Raw genomic sequence first — 16,154 nt, 5'->3', positions numbered from 1 at the left:
CCAATCCACCGCAACCGGGCGCATCATCTTGTTGGAATGATTACGCAGACTCGTTTCGTGATGCGGAGCAGGGTTCGTCTTCGCAGGACCGTCAAGACGCGGCGTTCACGACCAGCAATTCCGGCTTTCAAGCCGGGAAAGGAAGGATCGGTCATGTCAAACGCACCTGTACGCATCGTATTTCTGGCTTGCGCCATCGGCCTGCTCGGGGCCTGCGGGGGAGACGGCGTCAATTCGGCGCCCGGACCGATCGCAGCACCGCCGCCTCCGCCGCCTCCACCTCCGCCGCCTCCGCCGCCACCCGGACCGCCGCCGCCTCCGTCGGGGGATATCGGTCTGGTGTCGAGCGAGCCCTTAACGGTGCTGGGCGTGGTCAACGACTATGCGCCCGGCGCCGACGGGGTGATCCAGGTATCGCCGCATGAACGCGCCGATATCTCGCTGGAATACCGCGCATCGGACGGGGCCTATTTCATCACTCTGCCCGGCTACAACAGGGGTGCCCTCTACACCACCGGCTACCACGGCAGTTACATCGACGGGTCGGCCTGGCAGAATATCTACGGGACGTACAACCAGCTCCTTGATGGCGAAAGCGGTCGGCAGGATGCGTTCGTGTACCTTGCCTGGCCGAAGGGCCCGCTCAGCACCGAGGATACACTCACCTATACTTCCTGGGGCAACTGGGAAGATGACGGAGGTTTGAACGGAAAGGCCAGGACCGGGAACTACGGCTATTTCGCCTACGGCATTCCCACCACCGGTTCGGATGTCCCGAAGACGGGCACTGCAACCTATTCCGCCGATATCAAAGGTACCGCCAACTACAATTACGATCCCAACAGCCTCTATGTGGACTACGTCACAGGTACCGCGGAGTTGCGGTTCGACTTCGGCGCGGGAACGCTGGCGGGCGAGATGAACCCGTGGGTGTGCCCGTGGGACTGCTATCCGATCGGCACCTACACCTTCGTCGAGACGGTCTATGCCAGCGGAAGCACTGTATTCTCGGGCAAGTTCGCCCGCGACGGCACCACGCTGCCGTCCTGGTTCGAGGGCAACTTCAACGGACCGGGAGCGGCCGAACTGATGGCCCGGTTCAGCGCGCCCTATGTTACTACCATCGAAGGACGCGAATTTTCCGGCACGATTGGCGGCATCTGGATCGGCAGGAAGAACTGAGCGGCGACGGTGCTCGAAGCGCTCGTCCTCGCCCTCGCTGCTGCCCCTGCACCGGACCAGCCGGTGCAGGGAAACAGTGAGGATATCGAGATCGCCGCAACGAGCAGGGAATTGCTCGCCATGGCGACGAGGGCGGTGTTGGCGCAGCAGGAAGATCTCGCGATCACCATGCTGGAAGCTCTCACCAGGGATCCCGAACTGGCGATCCGCAACGAGGCACGGTTCCGGCTGGCCATGCTGGCGATGCGGCACAGGGACTGGATGCGCGCCGGGCTATATCTGCGCGCAATCCTGGACGAGGAGCCTACCGCCCAGCGCGCCCGGGTGGAATTGGCGCGGGTGCAGGCCGAACTGGGCGATCACGAGGCGGCCCGACGCAGCCTGCGCGAGGCGCAGGCGGGAGAATTGCCGCCCAATGTTGCGCGCGTCGTCGAACGGTTTTCTGCCGCCTTACGGGACAGGAAGCCTGTCGGTGCCACCTGGCAGCTGGCGATCGCCCCCGACAGCAATGTCAATCGTGCCACGCGTTCCGACACGCTGGGCACGGTGATCGGCGATTTCGACCTCGACAAGGATGCACAGGAGACGTCCGGCATCGGCCTGTCGGTGAAGACGGAAGCCTATTACCGCCTGTCGCTTTCGTCCGCGACTTCATTGCTCGCCCGGGCCGGTTTCTCGGGCAACTTCTACCGCGCGAGCCGGTTCGACGACATGGTGGGTTTCGCTTCGCTCGGCCCGGAATTCCCGTTCCGGCGCGGCCGGGCCAACCTCTCGCTCGGTGCGCGGCGCAGGTGGTTCGGCGGCGAAACCTATGCCGATGCGCTCACGGCGAATTTCGACTGGCAAGGCGCTGCCGGGCCCCGCGCGCAAATCCGTGCGGGGCTTGGCTACGCACGCACCGACAACCGGCTGAACGATAGTCAGGACGGAGACGAGTTTTCCGCTTTCGCCAGCTACGAGCGGGCTCTGAGCACGCGTTCGGGTGTCAGCGTTACCATCGGCGGTATGCGCCAGCTCGCCAAGGACCCCGCCTATTCCCTCGCCAGCCTGCAATTGTCGGCGACCGGATGGCGCGAATTCGGCAGCACCACCCTGTTCGCTTCGGCCAGCTACCAGCATCTCGAGGCGGACGAGAGATTGGCGATCTATCCCGAGCGGCGCCGCGAGGATTTTGCGCGCGTTTCCCTCGGCATCACCAATCGAAAGATCGAGTGGCAGGGCTTCTCGCCGCTGGTCAGGGTTGCCTTCGAAAAGAACTGGAGCCCGATCGAAGTTTACAGCTTCGACCGGTGGTCGGGTGAATTCGGCGTGGTTCGCGCATTCTGAGCCGTCCGGCAGCTGTCCTACAGTCACCCGCGCGGGTAGGCTGGTGCGATGACCACCCGCTTGCCTGCCTTTCAAATTCCCGGACACACATACCGGCCGCGTCCCTGCGCTTTTCTTCCCCAGGACCGTGTTCCAAGTGTTCCATCCTGTGGGGAGACTGCTAGGCAGGCCCTACCATGACCCAACACGTCTATATCCGGCCCATCGGCCTTGTCCCCGGTCCCCAGAGCGAACACGGCAATGCCATCCGGCTGGCCGGTTCCATGGCCTATGCCAGCCGTTTCGCAGTCATCCTGCGGCGGGACGGGGATATCGTCGAACGCTGGCTTGCCGCGCCCGATACGATGGCAAAGGTGCTCGGCGCCCTGCCGGACGAGGTGGGCGCCGATGCGGAAGCGCAATGGGCGAACCTCACGCTGGCGCATCCGCCGCTGCAACTGGGTCCGCGCTCCGTCGCGCTCGACCAGCCGCAGGTCATGGGGATCCTCAACGTGACGCCCGACAGCTTCAGCGACGGCGGGCGCTATCTCGACGACCGGGCAGCAGGGCGCGAACATGCCGCTGCCATGGTGGAAGCGGGAGCGGCCATCATCGACGTCGGCGGCGAAAGCACGCGGCCGGGTGCCAAGGTGCTATGGGAAGGCGACGAGATCGAGCGCGTGGTCCCTGCGATCGAGGACTGTGTTGCCATGGGCGCGGCGGTCAGTGTCGACACGCGGAAGGCGGCCGTCATGGAAGCTGCGCTGGAAGCGGGAGCGCACCTCGTCAACGACGTCTCCGGCCTCGCGCACGATCCGCGCAGCGCCGAGGTCGTCGCGGGTGCCGGTTGTCCGGTCGTGCTGATGCATGCGCCGGGCGCTGCTGGCGAGGACCTCCATGAAGGCGGCGATTACGACCGTGTGGCCTTCGACGTGTTCGATGCCTTGCGCACCCGCCGCGATGCGGCGCTGGATGCGGGGATCGAGGCGCGCAACATCCTGCTCGATGTCGGTATCGGTTTCGGCAAGTCGCTGGGCGAGAACCTGGCGCTGGTGAATGCGCTGCCGCTGTTCCACGCGCTCGGCCACCCGCTGCTGTTCGGGGCGAGCCGCAAGCGGATGATCGGCGCGCTCAGCAAGGAAGCACCCGCCAATAAACGGTTGGGCGGCAGTATCGCGCTGGCGCTGGAAGCCATGCGCTGTGGGGTGCAGATGGTACGGGTGCACGACGTCGCCGAAACCGTGCAGGCCCGCAACGTCTGGCGCGGCCTGCGCGATGCGGCGCTGACCGACTTCTCGGACCTGCCGGGCTAGTCTCCGGGCGATGCAGCGCTTCCGGCGAGCAACCCGCCGTCGAGCGTGAGCTCCGCACCGGTCATGTAGGCGCTTTCGGGCGAGGCGAGGTAGACGCATAGGGCGGCGACCTCCTCGACAGTGCCGAAGCGTTTCAGCGGCGTGTCCTTGACCATGGCGGCCTTGCGCTCTTCCAGGCCGGGCCCGTCGCCGAGCAGTGCCTCCCACATGGGGGTCATGACGGCGGCCGGCTGGACCGAATTGCAGCGGATCTGCCAGCCCTGCTGCGCGCAATAGAGCGCGACCGACTTGGAATGATTGCGGATCCCCGCCTTGGATGCGGCATAGGCAGCGGCTCCGGGAATACCGACCACGCCTGAGCGCGAGGACATGTTGATGATCGAGCCGGTGCCCTTCGCCTTCATCGCTCCGATGGCATAGCGGCAGCCGAGGAAGGTGCCTTCCATGTTAACGGCATTGACGCGCCGCCATTCCTCTAGCGTTGCGTGCTCGGGATCGTGGGGGCGGGGCGGGCCGTCCTCGAAACCGGTGATGCCCGCGTTGTTGACCATTACGTCGATGGCAGGGAAGTGTTCGGCCAGCGCCTGCCAGCCCGCTTCGTCGGAAACATCGAGATGCTGCCACTCGCAGCCGAGTTCTTCGGCAGCTTTCCTACCGGCTTCCTCGTCGATATCGGTCAGCACGACATGCGCACCCTCGGCCACGAGAGCTGCGCAGACAGCCCTGCCGATACCTCGCGCGCCGCCGGTAACGACGCATTTCAATCCGCTGAGTTTTCCCATGACCCCGAAGGGTAGGGCAGGTCAGGCCGCGTTGTCGATGCCGAGTTCGCTCAGCTTGCGATAAAGCGTCGAACGGCCGATGCCGAGGCGGCGCGCGACTTCGGTCATCCGGCCGCGATAGTGGCCGATGGCGAGGCGGATGATATCGGCCTCGATTTCCTCGAGCGGACGCAGGTTGCCGTCGTTGGTGTAGAGCAGCACGCCGACCCCGCGCGCCCGGCTCTCGCCGCGCAAGGGGTTGTCGCCGAGCAGTTCGGACAGCTGCGGGAAGCTTTCCGCAGTCAGCGCTTCGCCGTCGCAGAAGACCGCGGCACGGAAAAGGACAGCCTGCAGCTGGCGAACGTTGCCCGGCCAGTCATAGGCTTCGAGCAGCGAGAGGCCGCTGTCGGCGATGGAATGGTGCTTCAGGCCCGGCTGTTCCGCGATGCGCGAAAGGAAATAGCGGGTGAGGGCAGGGATATCGCCCAGCCTTTCGCGCAGCGGCGGAAGGTAAATGCGGGTGGCCGAAAGCTTGTCACGCAACGCGGCGGAGAATTCGCCGGCCTCGACCGGCTCGTCCAGTTCGAGGTCGCTCGCCCCGAAGACCCGCACGTCGATGCGGAAGCCGTGGGTGGCGCCGGTGGGGCGCACGATGCCGGTTTCCAGCGTCTCCGCCAGCCGTTCCTGGATGGCGAGGTCCATGCGGTCGATCTCGTCGAGCATGAGCGTGCCGCCGTCGCAATGCTGCAGCAGGCCGACCTGCTTGTCGAATGCGCCCGGGAAGGCGCCCTTCTCGTGACCGAACAACAGCGATTCGAGCGAATTGCCCGGCAGGCCGGCGCAATTGACCAGCCGCATCGGAGCCTTTGCGCGCGTCGAACCATTGTGCATCGCGCGCAGGAGCATTTCCTTGCCCGTGCCCGTCTCGCCCTCGACGAGGACATGTCCGTGGCCGCGCGCAGCGGTTGCGGCCTTGGCCAGCGCAGTGCGGAAAGGCGCGGCAGTGCCGACCATCGCGTCGAAATCAAGGACCTGCGACAGCTTTTCCGTCATCGGCTGCAGCTCATCCTTCGGCGCTTCGCGGCGGGTGGCGCTGCGCAGGGCGGAGAGCAAGCGTTCGGGCGCGATCGGCTTGATCAGGTAATCGGTCGCACCCGCGCGCATAGCTTCCACGGCGAGCAGAGGCGAGGTGCTGGCGGTCAGCATCATGACCGGCAAGTTGGGCCAGGCGGACTTCAGGTTGCGGATGAAATCGCAGGCATCCTCGCCCGGGACCCACTGGTCGAGCAGGACTGCGGCGATCTGCGCGCCTTCCTTCGAAGTCAGCGCCTCATGCGCTTCCTCGCAGGTTTCGACCACGATGGTGCGCCATCCCTCGCGGGCAGCAAGCGCCGTCACGAGCCGGCTCTGTGCCGGTTCGTCGTCGATCAGCAGCAGGAGGCGGCCGTCCTGTGTCGCCATAATCCCGTAACGCTCCCTCGTGGCACGCCGTACTATACGACATCGCTCCCCACTGTCTTAGCAAAGAGGAGTAAATGGGCGATTAAGCGTGAATTTCGGCGTGGAACGGGGTGTCCAAGCCCTTGTCGTTGCTTTTCTTGCACTCTAGAGGACGATTGAATCATAAAACTAATCGAGGGACTGAATATGGAATCCGGGAATGACATGAAGGCCCATAGCAAGACCTATGGCTCCTTCATCGGCATGCTGAAGTGGGCGGTCCCCGTGATCGTCATCATCACGGCCATCGTCGTCATCTTGATTTCGGGCTGAGCGCCGCGTTGATCCGCATCGCTGTCCTGGCAGAGCGGGCGAACGGCGAAAGCCGGGTCGCCATCACGCCGGAAACGGCGAAGAAATTCATCGCACTGGGGGCCGAAGTCGCAGTGGAGGAAGGCGCAGGGGTAAGCGCCTCCATCACCGACGAGGCCTATCGCGAAGCAGGGGCGCAGGTCGTACCCGCGGCCCAGGTGGTCGCGGGCGCGGACATCGTGCTCGGCGTACAGGCGCCCGACGTGGCGCTGCTGTCCGGCGCGAAGCCCGGCGCGTGGGTCGCGGCGACCTTCGATCCCTATCGCGACACCGACCGGGTCGAGGCCTATGCCAAGGCCGGGCTGGAAGCGTTGTCGATGGAATTCATGCCGCGCATCACGCGCGCGCAGAGCATGGACGTGCTCTCCAGCCAGTCGAACCTTGCCGGCTACAAGGCGGTGCTCGCCTCCGCCAACGAATATGGCCGCGCATTCCCGATGATGATGACCGCCGCCGGCACGGTGCAGGCGGCCAAGGTCTTCGTCATGGGCGTCGGCGTTGCCGGCCTGCAGGCGATCGCGACTGCCAAGCGGCTCGGCGCGCAGGTGTCCGCCACAGACGTGCGCAGTGCCACCAAGGAACAGATCCAGTCGCTGGGTGCCAAGCCGATCTTCGTCGAGGAAGTCGCCGGTATCGAGGGAGAAGGCTCGGGCGGCTATGCCACCGAGATGAGCGACGAATACAAGGCCGCGCAGGCCAAGCTCGTGTCCGAACACATCGCCAAGCAGGACATCGTCATCACCACCGCGCTCATCCCGGGCCGTCCCGCTCCGCTGCTGGTCAGCGACGAGCAAATTGCCTCGATGAAGCCGGGTAGCGTGATCTTCGACCTCGCGGTGTCGCAGGGCGGCAACGTGGAAGGATCGAAGCCCGACCAGGCGGTCGAGAAGCACGGCGTAAAGATCGTCGGCTATTCGAACACCGCAGGCCACCTCGCCGCGGATGCATCGGCTCTGTTCGCGCGAAACCTCTACAACTTCCTCTCCGCCTTCTGGGACAAGGAGCAGGGCAAACCCGTGCTCGACGATGAAATCGGCGGCGCCGTGAGGCTGACGCAGGGCGGGAAGGTCGTGAACGAGAGGTTGCAGGCGTGACGGTCCGGGGGAGGGGTCTGCGACAACTTGCTTGTGCGGCAGCTTTCGTCGGCCTGTTCGTCTCCATGCCGGCTGCGGCCGAAACGATGGTAATCGACTGGGTCATCTCCAAGGAAGCGATTGCAAATTCGACCCAGAAAAACGACTTTCCGCACCAGGTTCGCTGGGACTTCGTGGCTTCTCCCAAGACCAGTTACCGGTCGAAGAACTCCATCTCCGCGCCATCGGGAGCCAAGCTTCTGTCCGGAGGCGAGGAGCTCCATGCGGTGAGGGGAATGAGGACGCGAGCCTGCACTGTCGCCAAATCGCGCGACCGGGCCTCTGCGTCGTCAAAGGGCAGCGTGTGCCTTGCCGATACCGACGGGGATGGCTCTTTCGATACCGCCTATACCGGCAAGTTCCGCAAGGATCAGCGCACGGTCTTTTCGCAGTCGACCATCCAGATCGAACCACTGGCGATTTCAGATGCCGTCGAGGAAGCCGCGGCCCCGCAAATCAAGGGTCGGCTGTGGGTAACCGCTGCCATCGACCACAAGGTCAGGATGGAGTTTTTCGTCGGCAGCGGGCCTTACATGAAACATTGCACGATCCCCGGCGGATCGAGCCCAGGCAAAGGGCCGGTGGTGTTCGACTGCGGTATTCCCGGCCTCGGTGTGCGTGTCGACAATCCGTCCGCAGAGCGGCGCGAGCGGCAGGTTTCCGTTACGCTACCCGAGCGACCGATAGCCTTGACCTTCTCGCCGCAAGGCGTGTTTTTCTGGCCCTATTAGAATGGGTTCGCTGACGCCATCTGGGAGATTGAGCCACCACCGGAACTCGGCTCTCCGACACGCTGCGCCATTCCAATCGAGGAGCGCCTGACCTTGGACTTCATTTCGATCCTCTCAATCTTCGTGCTGGCGTGTTTCGTCGGCTACTACGTGGTCTGGTCGGTCACGCCTGCGCTGCACACGCCGCTTATGGCGGTAACCAATGCGATTTCCTCGGTGATTATCGTAGGCGCGCTGATTGCGGCGGCGGCGGCGGATGTGCCGGGGGCGAAGTGGCTGGGGCTGCTCGGTATCGTGCTGGCATCCGTGAACATCTTCGGCGGGTTCGCGGTCACGGCACGCATGCTCGCCATGTACAAGAAGAAGGAGAAGAAGTGATGCACCGCCTTCTCCTTGCGGCGCCATTCCTGCTGCTTGCGACCCCGGCTGCTGCCTCCACCGGTGAGGCGGTGAACCCGTGGGTGGCGCTCGCCTATCTCGTGTCGGGCGTGTTCTTCATCCTCGCGCTGCGCGGACTGTCCTCGCCCGCTACGAGCCGGACGGGCAACCGCTTCGGCATGATCGGCATGCTGATCGCGGTGGTGACGACGCTGGTGACGCATGTGCCGACTTCAGGCCTGAGTGACTACGAGGTGATCAGCGTTTTCGGCCTCGGCGAAATCCTCATCGCCATCGCCATCGGAGCAATCATCGGCATCACCATCGCCCGCCGCATCGCCATGACCGCGATGCCTGAACTGGTCGCGGCCTTCCATTCGCTCGTCGGCCTCGCTGCTGTGCTGGTGGGTTGGGCGGCCTATCTCAATCCGGGTGCTTTCGGCCTGCTAGTCCCGACGGACACCATAAGCGTCGGCGGAGTGCCGAATGCGATGGCTATTGGCGCGGTGTCCAAGGTCGAGATGGGTCTCGGCATCGCCATCGGGGCAATTACCTTCTCCGGCTCGGTCATCGCCTTTGCCAAGTTGTCGGGCCGAATGAGCGGTTCGCCCATCCTCCTGCCTGCGCGGCACGTCATCAACCTCGGCTCGCTGGCGGCGATCATCGTGCTGACCGCGCTCTTCGCCATGTCCGGTCCTGCCGATACCATGCCGCTGATCATTGCGCTGACGGTCCTCGCCTTCCTTATCGGCTTCCTGCTCATCATCCCCATCGGCGGGGCGGACATGCCGGTCGTCGTTTCGATGCTGAACAGTTATTCGGGCTGGGCGGCGGCGGCGATGGGGTTCACGCTCGGGAATACGGCGATGATCATCACCGGCGCGCTGGTCGGGTCTTCAGGTGCGATCCTCAGCTACATCATGTGCCGCGCCATGAACCGCAGTTTCATCTCCGTGATCGCGGGCGGTTTTGGGGCCGATTCCACTGCTGGCGGGGGCGAGGCGAAGGAGCAGCGTCCCTACAAACAGGGCAGCGCGGAAGACGCAGCCTTCATGCTCGAACAGGCGGAAAAGGTCATTGTCATTCCGGGCTACGGCATGGCGGTGGCGCAGGCGCAGCACGCGCTGCGGGAAATGACCGATATCCTCGAGGAAAAGGGCGTGGAGGTGAAGTTCGCCATCCACCCCGTCGCCGGACGCATGCCGGGCCATATGAACGTGCTGCTGGCCGAAGCGAACGTGTCCTACGACAAAGTCTTCGAGCTGGAGGACATCAACAGCGAATTCGCGCAGGCCGATGTGGCTTTCATCATCGGTGCGAACGACGTGGTAAACCCGGCGGCCAAGACCGACAAGTCGTCGCCGATATACGGCATGCCCGTGTTCGACGTGGACAAAGCCAAGCAGGTCTTCTTCATCAAGCGCAGCATGGGCGGCGTGGGCTATGCAGGCGTCGATAACGACGTCTTCTACATGGACCAGACCATGATGTTGCTGGCCGACGCCAAGAAGATGGTCGAGGAAATCGCGAAGGCTCTCGATTAGGCCAATGCGCAAGACCGTAATCGCAATCGCCGTGCTGGCGTTGGTCGGCATCGGCCTGTGGGGCTGGTTCGGCGGCGTCGAGCGCGTGACCGCCGGCCGGATCGAGGCCGTGCTGGTCGACAAGGGCATCCCGCAGCCGGTCGCTGCCTGCATGGGCGGGCGCATGGCAGAGCGCCTGTCGTTGATGCAGCTGCGCAAGCTCGAAAACCTCCAGGCGCGTGAAGGCGAAAGCGAGGTTCCGCTGACCATGGCGGAATTCCTCGAGCGCCTGCGCCGCGTGGACGACCGCGAGGCGATCGAGGTGGTCGGCACCTCGGCGGCGATCTGCTCCTTCTCGGCCGGATAGCCCCTGCTTCCCAAACCCGCTCGCTCGCGGCATTATCTGTGCCGAGGGGGAGGGACTCATGAAGAAACTGGTACTCACGACAGCCGCGCTGCTGATGGCGGCGACGGCCAATGCGCATACCGGTCACGGCGCTGAAGAGAATGCGACGCTGGCGCAGGTCGGGACCGAATTCATGGTCATGGAGACCAGCGCGAACGAAGCGGCGAAGCAGCTGTTCCTGCGCGGCCTCGCCCTGTTGCACAATTTCGAATACGGCTACGCGGCGGAGGAATTCCAGCGCGCACAGGCCGCTGATCCGGGCTTCGTCATGGCCTATTGGGGCGAAGCGATGACCTACAACCATTCGCTGTGGGACGATCAGGACCGGGATGCTGCGCTTGCCGCACTGGCAAAGCTGGGCGCCACCCCGGCGGAGCGCGCTGCCAAGGCCCGGAATGCGACCGAGCGCCAGTGGCTCGACGCGGTCGAAACCCTTTACGGCGATGGCACCAAGGAAGAACGCGACCTCGCATACCTCGCAAAGATGCGGACCATGCTCGCCGCGCACCCCGACGATATCGACACGCGCGCCTTCACCGGTCTTGCAGTGCTGGCGAGCTCGCATGGTGGCAGGCAATTGCCCGTCTACATGGAGGCGGCAGGCGTGCTGGAGCAAGGCTTCATGACGCACGAGATGCACCCCGGAATCCTCCACTACCTGATCCATTCCTATGACGATCCGGTCCACGCCCCGCTCGGAAAGCGGATGGCCGAACGTTACGCGGTGGTCGCGCCCGATGCGGGCCATGCGCAGCACATGGTGAGCCATATCTTCCATGCGCTGGCCGACTGGCAGGCGGTGGAGCGCGCCAATGTGAACGCAGATGCGGTGGTCGACCGCCAGCGGGCCTCGCAGGGCCGCGATCCCAGTTCCTGCGGCCACTACAACGAATGGCTGGCCTATGCGCTGCTCCAGCAGGGCAAGGATGCGGGGCCGCTGATCGCCGAATGCCGCGCGCAGGCCGAGGCGCAGATCGCGGGAGGCCCCAAGGGCCGCCTCGGCTACGGCCCGGCCTCCAGCTATTCCGGCATGGCCATGTGGAACGGCGTTGCGACCGGCACGTGGGCACCTCCGCTCGAAGGCGTGGATGAAGGCTTCCTCCTGACGCGCTTCGACCAGGCGTATTCGCGCCTTATGCGGGCTGGGGGCGACCGGCGGGAAGTGGCCGCCGCGCTCGACCGCATGAAAGCGCTGGCGGTCGAAATCGATGCCGCGCTCAAGGAAGAATCGCCCTACGACACGTGGGTCAGGCCGTGGATGATGCGCCAGGTCGCGCAGGGCGAGGCGCTATTGGTCCTTTCCGAAGGCCGCACGGATGAAGGGCTCGCCATGCTACGTGCCGCAGCCGAGCAGGAAAGCGCGACGCCTGTCGTCTATGGCCCGCCACCGGTGGGCAAGCCGGGCTGGGAAATCCTTGCCGAGCGCCTTGCTGCAGCAGGCCGGCACAAGGAAGCGGCAGAAGCCTATCGCGAGGCGCTGGCCTTCGCGCCCGGGCGCAGGCTGTCGATGGAAGGGCTGGCCCGGGCACAAGCCGCATCCCGCTGAAGCCCATCGCTTGCAATCGCCTGACCTTGCGGCACTATGGGTTGCAAGGGAGAGACTCATGTTCAGACTGTCGATTGCCGCTGCCTTGCTCGCGACTGCCGCGCCTGCGCTGGCCGAAACCCATGTCGTGACCCCCGGGGACGGCGCGCAGGAGCGCCTGCAGGAGGCGCTCATCATGGCGCAGCCGGGCGACGAGATCGTGCTCGAAGCGGGCCGCTACGCGATGAGCGACGGTCTCAGCCTCGATGTCGAAGGTGTGACCGTGCGCGGCGCAGGAATGGACGGGACCGTGCTCGACTTCACCGGCCAGCAGGGCGCGGGAGAAGGGCTGCTCGTCACCAGCGACAATGTCACCCTGCGCGATTTCGCGCTGGAAAACCCCAAGGGCGACGGGGTGAAGTCCAAGGGCGCCGACAATATCGTCTACCACCGCATCCGCGTGACCTGGACGCGCGGGCCGCATCCGGAAAATGGCGCCTACGGCATCTATCCGGTCGAAAGCACGGGCATTCTTGTCGACGGCGTCAAGGTGACCGGGGCGAGCGATGCGGGCATCTATGTCGGTCAGTCCGACCGGATCACCGTGCGCAACTCGATCGCGGAGGCGAATGTCGCCGGGATCGAGATCGAGAACAGCCGCAACGCGCTGGTCGCGCACAATGTCGCCACGCGTAATACGGGCGGGATCCTCGTGTTCGACCTGCCCAGCCTGCCGGTCATGGGCGGCGGCAACGTCATCATCGAGAACAACCTGGTGGTTGCCAACGACACGCCCAATTTCGCGCCCCCCGGCAATATCGTCGCCGGCGTGCGGCGCGGCACCGGCATCATGGTCATGGCCAACGAAAAGGTGCTGATCGAAAACAACATCCTCTCCGGCAATCCGACTGCGCCGGTCATGGTGATCGCCTATGTCCAGCCCTATGACGATGCGCGCTACAACCCGCTTCCGCGCGAGGTGGTGGTGGGCCCGAACAGCTACGACGGCGGCGGCTACGACCCGCAGCTCGACGGGGCGGAGATGCTGCTCGCGGCCTTCGGCGGTGAATTGCCGCCGGTCCTGTGGGACGGGCTCGGATCGCTTGCAGCGGTTGAAGGGACCGCAGGGTGGAGCCTCAACCTGACCGAGGCCGGAAAGGGCCTCGGCGCAGCGCAGCCCGGACCTCTCGCCGTCACGGCGCCTGCGTCCGCGTTCGATCGCAGCGGCATCGGTGCACCTGCGGCGCTGGAGGCGCAGCTCGGAGGATGAAGTCTGCCACCGCCCTGCTTGCCGCAGCGAGCCTCGCGCTGGCCGGATCGGTTGCGGCACGCGCCGATTTCTTCCAGCCGGTAGCGGCGGTCGGCGCAGTCAATGACGATGCAGTTGTACAAGGCATGCCGCGCCTGTTGTCGCAGTTCGGCTTCTTCACGGACGGGGCAGGACAGGCCCCGGCGGCACGCGTCACGCCCTATCGCCTGAATACCCCGCTCTATTCCGACGGCGCGGAAAAGCTGCGCTTCGTCTACGTGCCCGAAGGCAAGCGGATGGAAGCCAATGGCGATGGCCTGATCGATTTTCCGGTCGGCACTGCGCTGATCAAGACCTTCGCCTTCGGCGAGGGGCGGGAGCGGCGGCTAATCGAAACACGCGTCTTGCTCCACCGTGAAAGCGGCTGGGTGGCTCTGCCCTATGTCTGGAACGCGGAGCAGACCGATGCTGCGCTGGCGATTGCAGGAGCGCGCATGTCGGTCGTCACACCGGCAGGCGAGGCGATCAGCTACCGCGTCCCGAACAAGAACCAGTGCAAGGAATGCCACGGGCTGGACGATGCGGTGATTCCGATAGGTCCCAAGGCCCGAAATCTGTCCGGCGAATGGCTCGCGGCCAATCTCGGCGAGGTTCCGGCTGGTGCAGAACGGCTGGTGGTCTGGGAAAAGCGCGGCGCTTCCGGTGCCGAGGCTGTGGCCCGCGCATATCTCGACGTGAACTGCGCTCACTGCCACCGCCCCGGCGCGACTGCCTCGAACAGCGGGCTCGACTTGCGGTGGGAACAGGACGATCCGCACGCGCTCGGCGTGATGAAGCGCCCGGTCGCAGCCGGACGCGGGGCTGGTGGCTTGCTGTTCGATGTCGTGCCAGGCGATCCCGATCAGTCGATCCTGCTTCACCGGATGCTGAGCAATGATCCCGGCGTCGCCATGCCCGAGCTCGGTAAGTCGAGTATCGATCGCGAAGGAACCGAAGCGGTGCGCCGCTGGATCGAGGAGATGCCGAAATGAAATGGATCGTGCGCGCGATCGGCCTGCTACTTCTGGCAGGCGGTCTCGCTTTCCTCGCCTTCAGGGTGCCGGACACTGATGCGGAGGAGATGTGGGCCAAGTACGGTGCCTCGCCTTCTCAGGCTGTCGAACTCGCCGACGGACGCACGGTCCACTTGAGGGACGAAGGGCCGCGCGATGCGCCTGTGATCATGCTGCTGCACGGCTCGAACGCCGATCTCTACACTTGGCAGCCCTGGGCTGAGATGCTGCGCGAGGATTACCGCGTCATCCGCTTCGACCAGCGCGGCCACGGCTTGACGGGACCCGCGCCCGATGGCGATTATTCGCATGACGCCTTCGTCGCCGACGTCGGGAATGTCGCCGATGCGCTGGGTCTCGAACGCTTCGTGCTGGCCGGAAATTCGATGGGCGGCGGCATCGCCATGGGATACGCCATGGCCCATCCCGAACGTCTCGACGGACTGGTGCTGGTCGATGCGGGCGGCGCGGACATCCAGCGCGAGGGTAGGGGCAATCTGGCCTTCAAGCTGGCGCGCATTCCCGTCGTCAACAGCCTCGCCTTCCAGCTCATGCCGCGTTCCATCGTCGAGCGCAGCCTGTCGCAAAGCGTTTCGAACCAGCAAATCGTCAGCCCCGAGGCGGTCGACCGCTACTGGGAACTGGCGCGCTATCCGGGCAATCGCGATGCGACGATGAAACGCTTTGGCCTTGGCTGGACGGTTTTCGACAAGGCAGACGTGGCCAAGGTGGAAGTGCCGACACTGGTGATGTGGGGCAAGGAAGATGCACTCATCCCTTTCGCGGCGGCGGGCTGGTATGACGATGCCCTGCCGAACTCCACCTTGGTAGCCTATGACGGCATCGGGCACATCCCGATGGAAGAGGCGGCGGAGCGCAGCGCGGCGGACCTGATGGTGTGGCTTTCGGACATCGCCCTTGCGGCAAGCGAAAGCGCTTCGGAACCGCCGAGCGCGCAGTCCGTTCCCAATTCCTGAAGAGGGTCTGCCCGCAGGGGCGCAACAGGGTATCAGGAAGGGAGCGCACTTGCGCAAGCTGGGTCTAATCGGGGGGATGAGCTGGATCTCTACCCGCGCCTATTACGAACGCATCAACCGCGAAATCCAGCGCAAGGGGCACCCCATGTCCAGCGCACCGATGCTGATCGAAAGCCTCGACTATTCGCTCATCGCCGAGGCGAAACAGGCGGACGACTGGGACCGGATCGCAGCGCTGCTGGTCGATAGCGCGCGCCGGCTGGAAAGTGCCGGTGCCGAAGGCCTCGTGATCGCCGCAAACACCATGCACAAGGTCTATGACCGGGTGGCGGAAGGCATCTCGATCCCTGTCCTGCACATCGCCGACAGCGTGGGCGAGGCCATGCGTGCGGCAGGCTGCGACAATGCGGCGCTGCTCGGCACGCGCTTCATCATGACCGAGGGCTTCTACCGCCAGCGGCTGGTGTCCTACGGCGTCGACCTGCTTCCGCCCGATCCGGGCGATGTCGAACTGGTCGACGGCATCATCTACAAGGAGTTGATGCTCGGCCGCGTCACGCGTTCTGCCGAACGTGCGCTCAAGACCGTCATCACCAACAAGGACAAGGAAGGCGCGAAGGCCATCGTGCTGGCCTGTACCGAGCTGGAGCTGGTGGTCGACACCGATGCGAACGTGCTGCCGGTGTTCGATTCCACCGACATCCACTGCCGCACTGCTGCGGACTGGATACTCGCCGGAGGGTAGCCACATCGGAGCCCTGACGGCCCGAGACGGTGGTTTTCGCCGATAAGCGGCAGGGTTCCCAT

16 protein-coding genes are annotated in these 16,154 nt (G+C 64.9%); 14 read left to right on the top strand and 2 right to left on the bottom strand.

Translation table 11 applies throughout. The features are described 5' to 3' along the window. The first annotated feature begins 339 nt into the window (after positions 1–339). The 3 genes from LC083_RS02820 (at position 340) to folP (ending at position 3,800) form a co-directional block, all read left to right on the top strand. Positions 340–1,182 (top strand): transferrin-binding protein-like solute binding protein, encoded by an 843-nt coding sequence (locus LC083_RS02820; RefSeq protein WP_226699101.1) that lies wholly within the window; start codon positions 340–342, stop codon positions 1,180–1,182. 9 nt (positions 1,183–1,191) lie between these two features. Continuing rightward, complete coding sequence (locus tag LC083_RS02815; RefSeq protein ID WP_226699100.1) at positions 1,192–2,508, top strand: surface lipoprotein assembly modifier; 1,317 nt, start codon at positions 1,192–1,194, stop codon at positions 2,506–2,508. A 176-nt stretch (positions 2,509–2,684) separates the two neighbouring features. Further along, a complete protein-coding gene (gene folP, locus LC083_RS02810; protein WP_226699099.1) occupies positions 2,685–3,800 on the top strand; it encodes a dihydropteroate synthase in 1,116 nt (371 codons plus the stop codon). Here the strand turns inward: folP and LC083_RS02805 are convergent. Together LC083_RS02805 and LC083_RS02800 are read right to left on the bottom strand one after the other, a co-directional pair. Beyond that, entirely contained in the window at positions 3,797–4,582 is a 786-nt protein-coding gene (locus LC083_RS02805) for an SDR family oxidoreductase (protein ID WP_226699098.1), read from the bottom strand. The two genes, folP and LC083_RS02805, sit on opposite strands and share 4 nt — an antisense overlap. A gap of 21 nt (positions 4,583–4,603) precedes the next feature. Further along, positions 4,604–6,022: a sigma-54-dependent transcriptional regulator gene (locus LC083_RS02800; protein ID WP_226699097.1), complete on the bottom strand. Its 1,419-nt coding sequence runs from the start codon at positions 6,020–6,022 to the stop codon at positions 4,604–4,606. Positions 6,023–6,226: 204 nt separating this feature from the next. Here LC083_RS02800 and LC083_RS02795 point away from each other — a divergent pair, with 204 nt between their 5' ends. From LC083_RS02795 to LC083_RS02745, 11 genes are all read left to right on the top strand, one after another. Beyond that, positions 6,227–6,334 carry an aa3-type cytochrome c oxidase subunit IV gene (locus tag LC083_RS02795; protein WP_234033908.1) on the top strand — a complete coding sequence of 36 codons (108 nt, stop codon included), beginning with the start codon at positions 6,227–6,229 and terminating at the stop codon, positions 6,332–6,334. Positions 6,335–6,345: 11 nt separating this feature from the next. Continuing rightward, a complete protein-coding gene (locus LC083_RS02790; RefSeq protein WP_226700003.1) occupies positions 6,346–7,467 on the top strand; it encodes an NAD(P) transhydrogenase subunit alpha in 1,122 nt (373 codons plus the stop codon). A 65-nt stretch (positions 7,468–7,532) separates the two neighbouring features. Beyond that, positions 7,533–8,237, top strand: coding sequence for a hypothetical protein (locus LC083_RS02785; RefSeq protein ID WP_226699096.1), 705 nt, complete (start codon positions 7,533–7,535; stop codon positions 8,235–8,237). Positions 8,238–8,330: 93 nt separating this feature from the next. Continuing rightward, a complete protein-coding gene (locus LC083_RS02780; protein ID WP_006833497.1) occupies positions 8,331–8,615 on the top strand; it encodes an NAD(P) transhydrogenase subunit alpha in 285 nt (94 codons plus the stop codon). Further along, complete coding sequence (locus LC083_RS02775) at positions 8,615–10,159, top strand: NAD(P)(+) transhydrogenase (Re/Si-specific) subunit beta (protein ID WP_226699095.1); 1,545 nt, start codon at positions 8,615–8,617, stop codon at positions 10,157–10,159. Before LC083_RS02780 ends, LC083_RS02775 begins: the two co-directional genes overlap by 1 nt. A gap of 4 nt (positions 10,160–10,163) precedes the next feature. Then, positions 10,164–10,505 carry a hypothetical protein gene (locus LC083_RS02770; RefSeq protein ID WP_226699094.1) on the top strand — a complete coding sequence of 114 codons (342 nt, stop codon included), beginning with the start codon at positions 10,164–10,166 and terminating at the stop codon, positions 10,503–10,505. Positions 10,506–10,563: 58 nt separating this feature from the next. Beyond that, positions 10,564–12,090, top strand: coding sequence for a hypothetical protein (locus tag LC083_RS02765; protein ID WP_226699093.1), 1,527 nt, complete (start codon positions 10,564–10,566; stop codon positions 12,088–12,090). A 58-nt stretch (positions 12,091–12,148) separates the two neighbouring features. Next, the gene (locus tag LC083_RS02760) at positions 12,149–13,339 is read left to right on the top strand and encodes a parallel beta-helix domain-containing protein (protein ID WP_226699092.1); all 1,191 of its coding nucleotides are present in this window, start codon (positions 12,149–12,151) and stop codon (positions 13,337–13,339) included. After that, the gene (locus LC083_RS02755) at positions 13,336–14,349 is read left to right on the top strand and encodes an SO2930 family diheme c-type cytochrome (protein WP_226699091.1); all 1,014 of its coding nucleotides are present in this window, start codon (positions 13,336–13,338) and stop codon (positions 14,347–14,349) included. The genes LC083_RS02760 and LC083_RS02755 overlap by 4 nt, the downstream gene beginning before the upstream one ends. Then, on the top strand, positions 14,346–15,347 hold the full coding sequence (locus tag LC083_RS02750) for an alpha/beta fold hydrolase (protein ID WP_226699090.1): 1,002 nt from the start codon (positions 14,346–14,348) through the stop codon (positions 15,345–15,347). The genes LC083_RS02755 and LC083_RS02750 overlap by 4 nt, the downstream gene beginning before the upstream one ends. Positions 15,348–15,396: 49 nt before the next feature. Further along, positions 15,397–16,092, top strand: coding sequence for an aspartate/glutamate racemase family protein (locus LC083_RS02745; protein WP_160607763.1), 696 nt, complete (start codon positions 15,397–15,399; stop codon positions 16,090–16,092). The last annotated feature ends 62 nt before the right edge of the window (positions 16,093–16,154 follow it).

This window comes from Qipengyuania gaetbuli, assembly GCF_020524765.1.
GTDB lineage: Bacteria > Pseudomonadota > Alphaproteobacteria > Sphingomonadales > Sphingomonadaceae > Qipengyuania > Qipengyuania gaetbuli_A.
The sequence above is the reverse complement of the archived record's forward strand: the minus strand, read 5'-3'. Positions and strand labels throughout refer to the sequence as shown.

Bases quoted from the DNA above. Each gene is read 5' to 3' on its own strand.
- folP (WP_226699099.1), top strand. From the start codon at position 2,685: ATGACCCAACACGTCTATATCCGGCCCATCGGCCTTGTCCCCGGTCCC.
- LC083_RS02805 (WP_226699098.1), bottom strand. From the start codon at position 4,582: ATGGGAAAACTCAGCGGATTGAAATGCGTCGTTACCGGCGGCGCGCGA.
- LC083_RS02800 (WP_226699097.1), bottom strand. From the start codon at position 6,022: ATGGCGACACAGGACGGCCGCCTCCTGCTGCTGATCGACGACGAACCG.
- LC083_RS02795 (WP_234033908.1), top strand. From the start codon at position 6,227: ATGAAGGCCCATAGCAAGACCTATGGCTCCTTCATCGGCATGCTGAAG.
- LC083_RS02785 (WP_226699096.1), top strand. From the start codon at position 7,533: ATGCCGGCTGCGGCCGAAACGATGGTAATCGACTGGGTCATCTCCAAG.
- LC083_RS02775 (WP_226699095.1), top strand. From the start codon at position 8,615: ATGCACCGCCTTCTCCTTGCGGCGCCATTCCTGCTGCTTGCGACCCCG.
- LC083_RS02770 (WP_226699094.1), top strand. From the start codon at position 10,164: ATGCGCAAGACCGTAATCGCAATCGCCGTGCTGGCGTTGGTCGGCATC.
- LC083_RS02765 (WP_226699093.1), top strand. From the start codon at position 10,564: ATGAAGAAACTGGTACTCACGACAGCCGCGCTGCTGATGGCGGCGACG.
- LC083_RS02760 (WP_226699092.1), top strand. From the start codon at position 12,149: ATGTTCAGACTGTCGATTGCCGCTGCCTTGCTCGCGACTGCCGCGCCT.
- LC083_RS02755 (WP_226699091.1), top strand. From the start codon at position 13,336: ATGAAGTCTGCCACCGCCCTGCTTGCCGCAGCGAGCCTCGCGCTGGCC.
- LC083_RS02750 (WP_226699090.1), top strand. From the start codon at position 14,346: ATGAAATGGATCGTGCGCGCGATCGGCCTGCTACTTCTGGCAGGCGGT.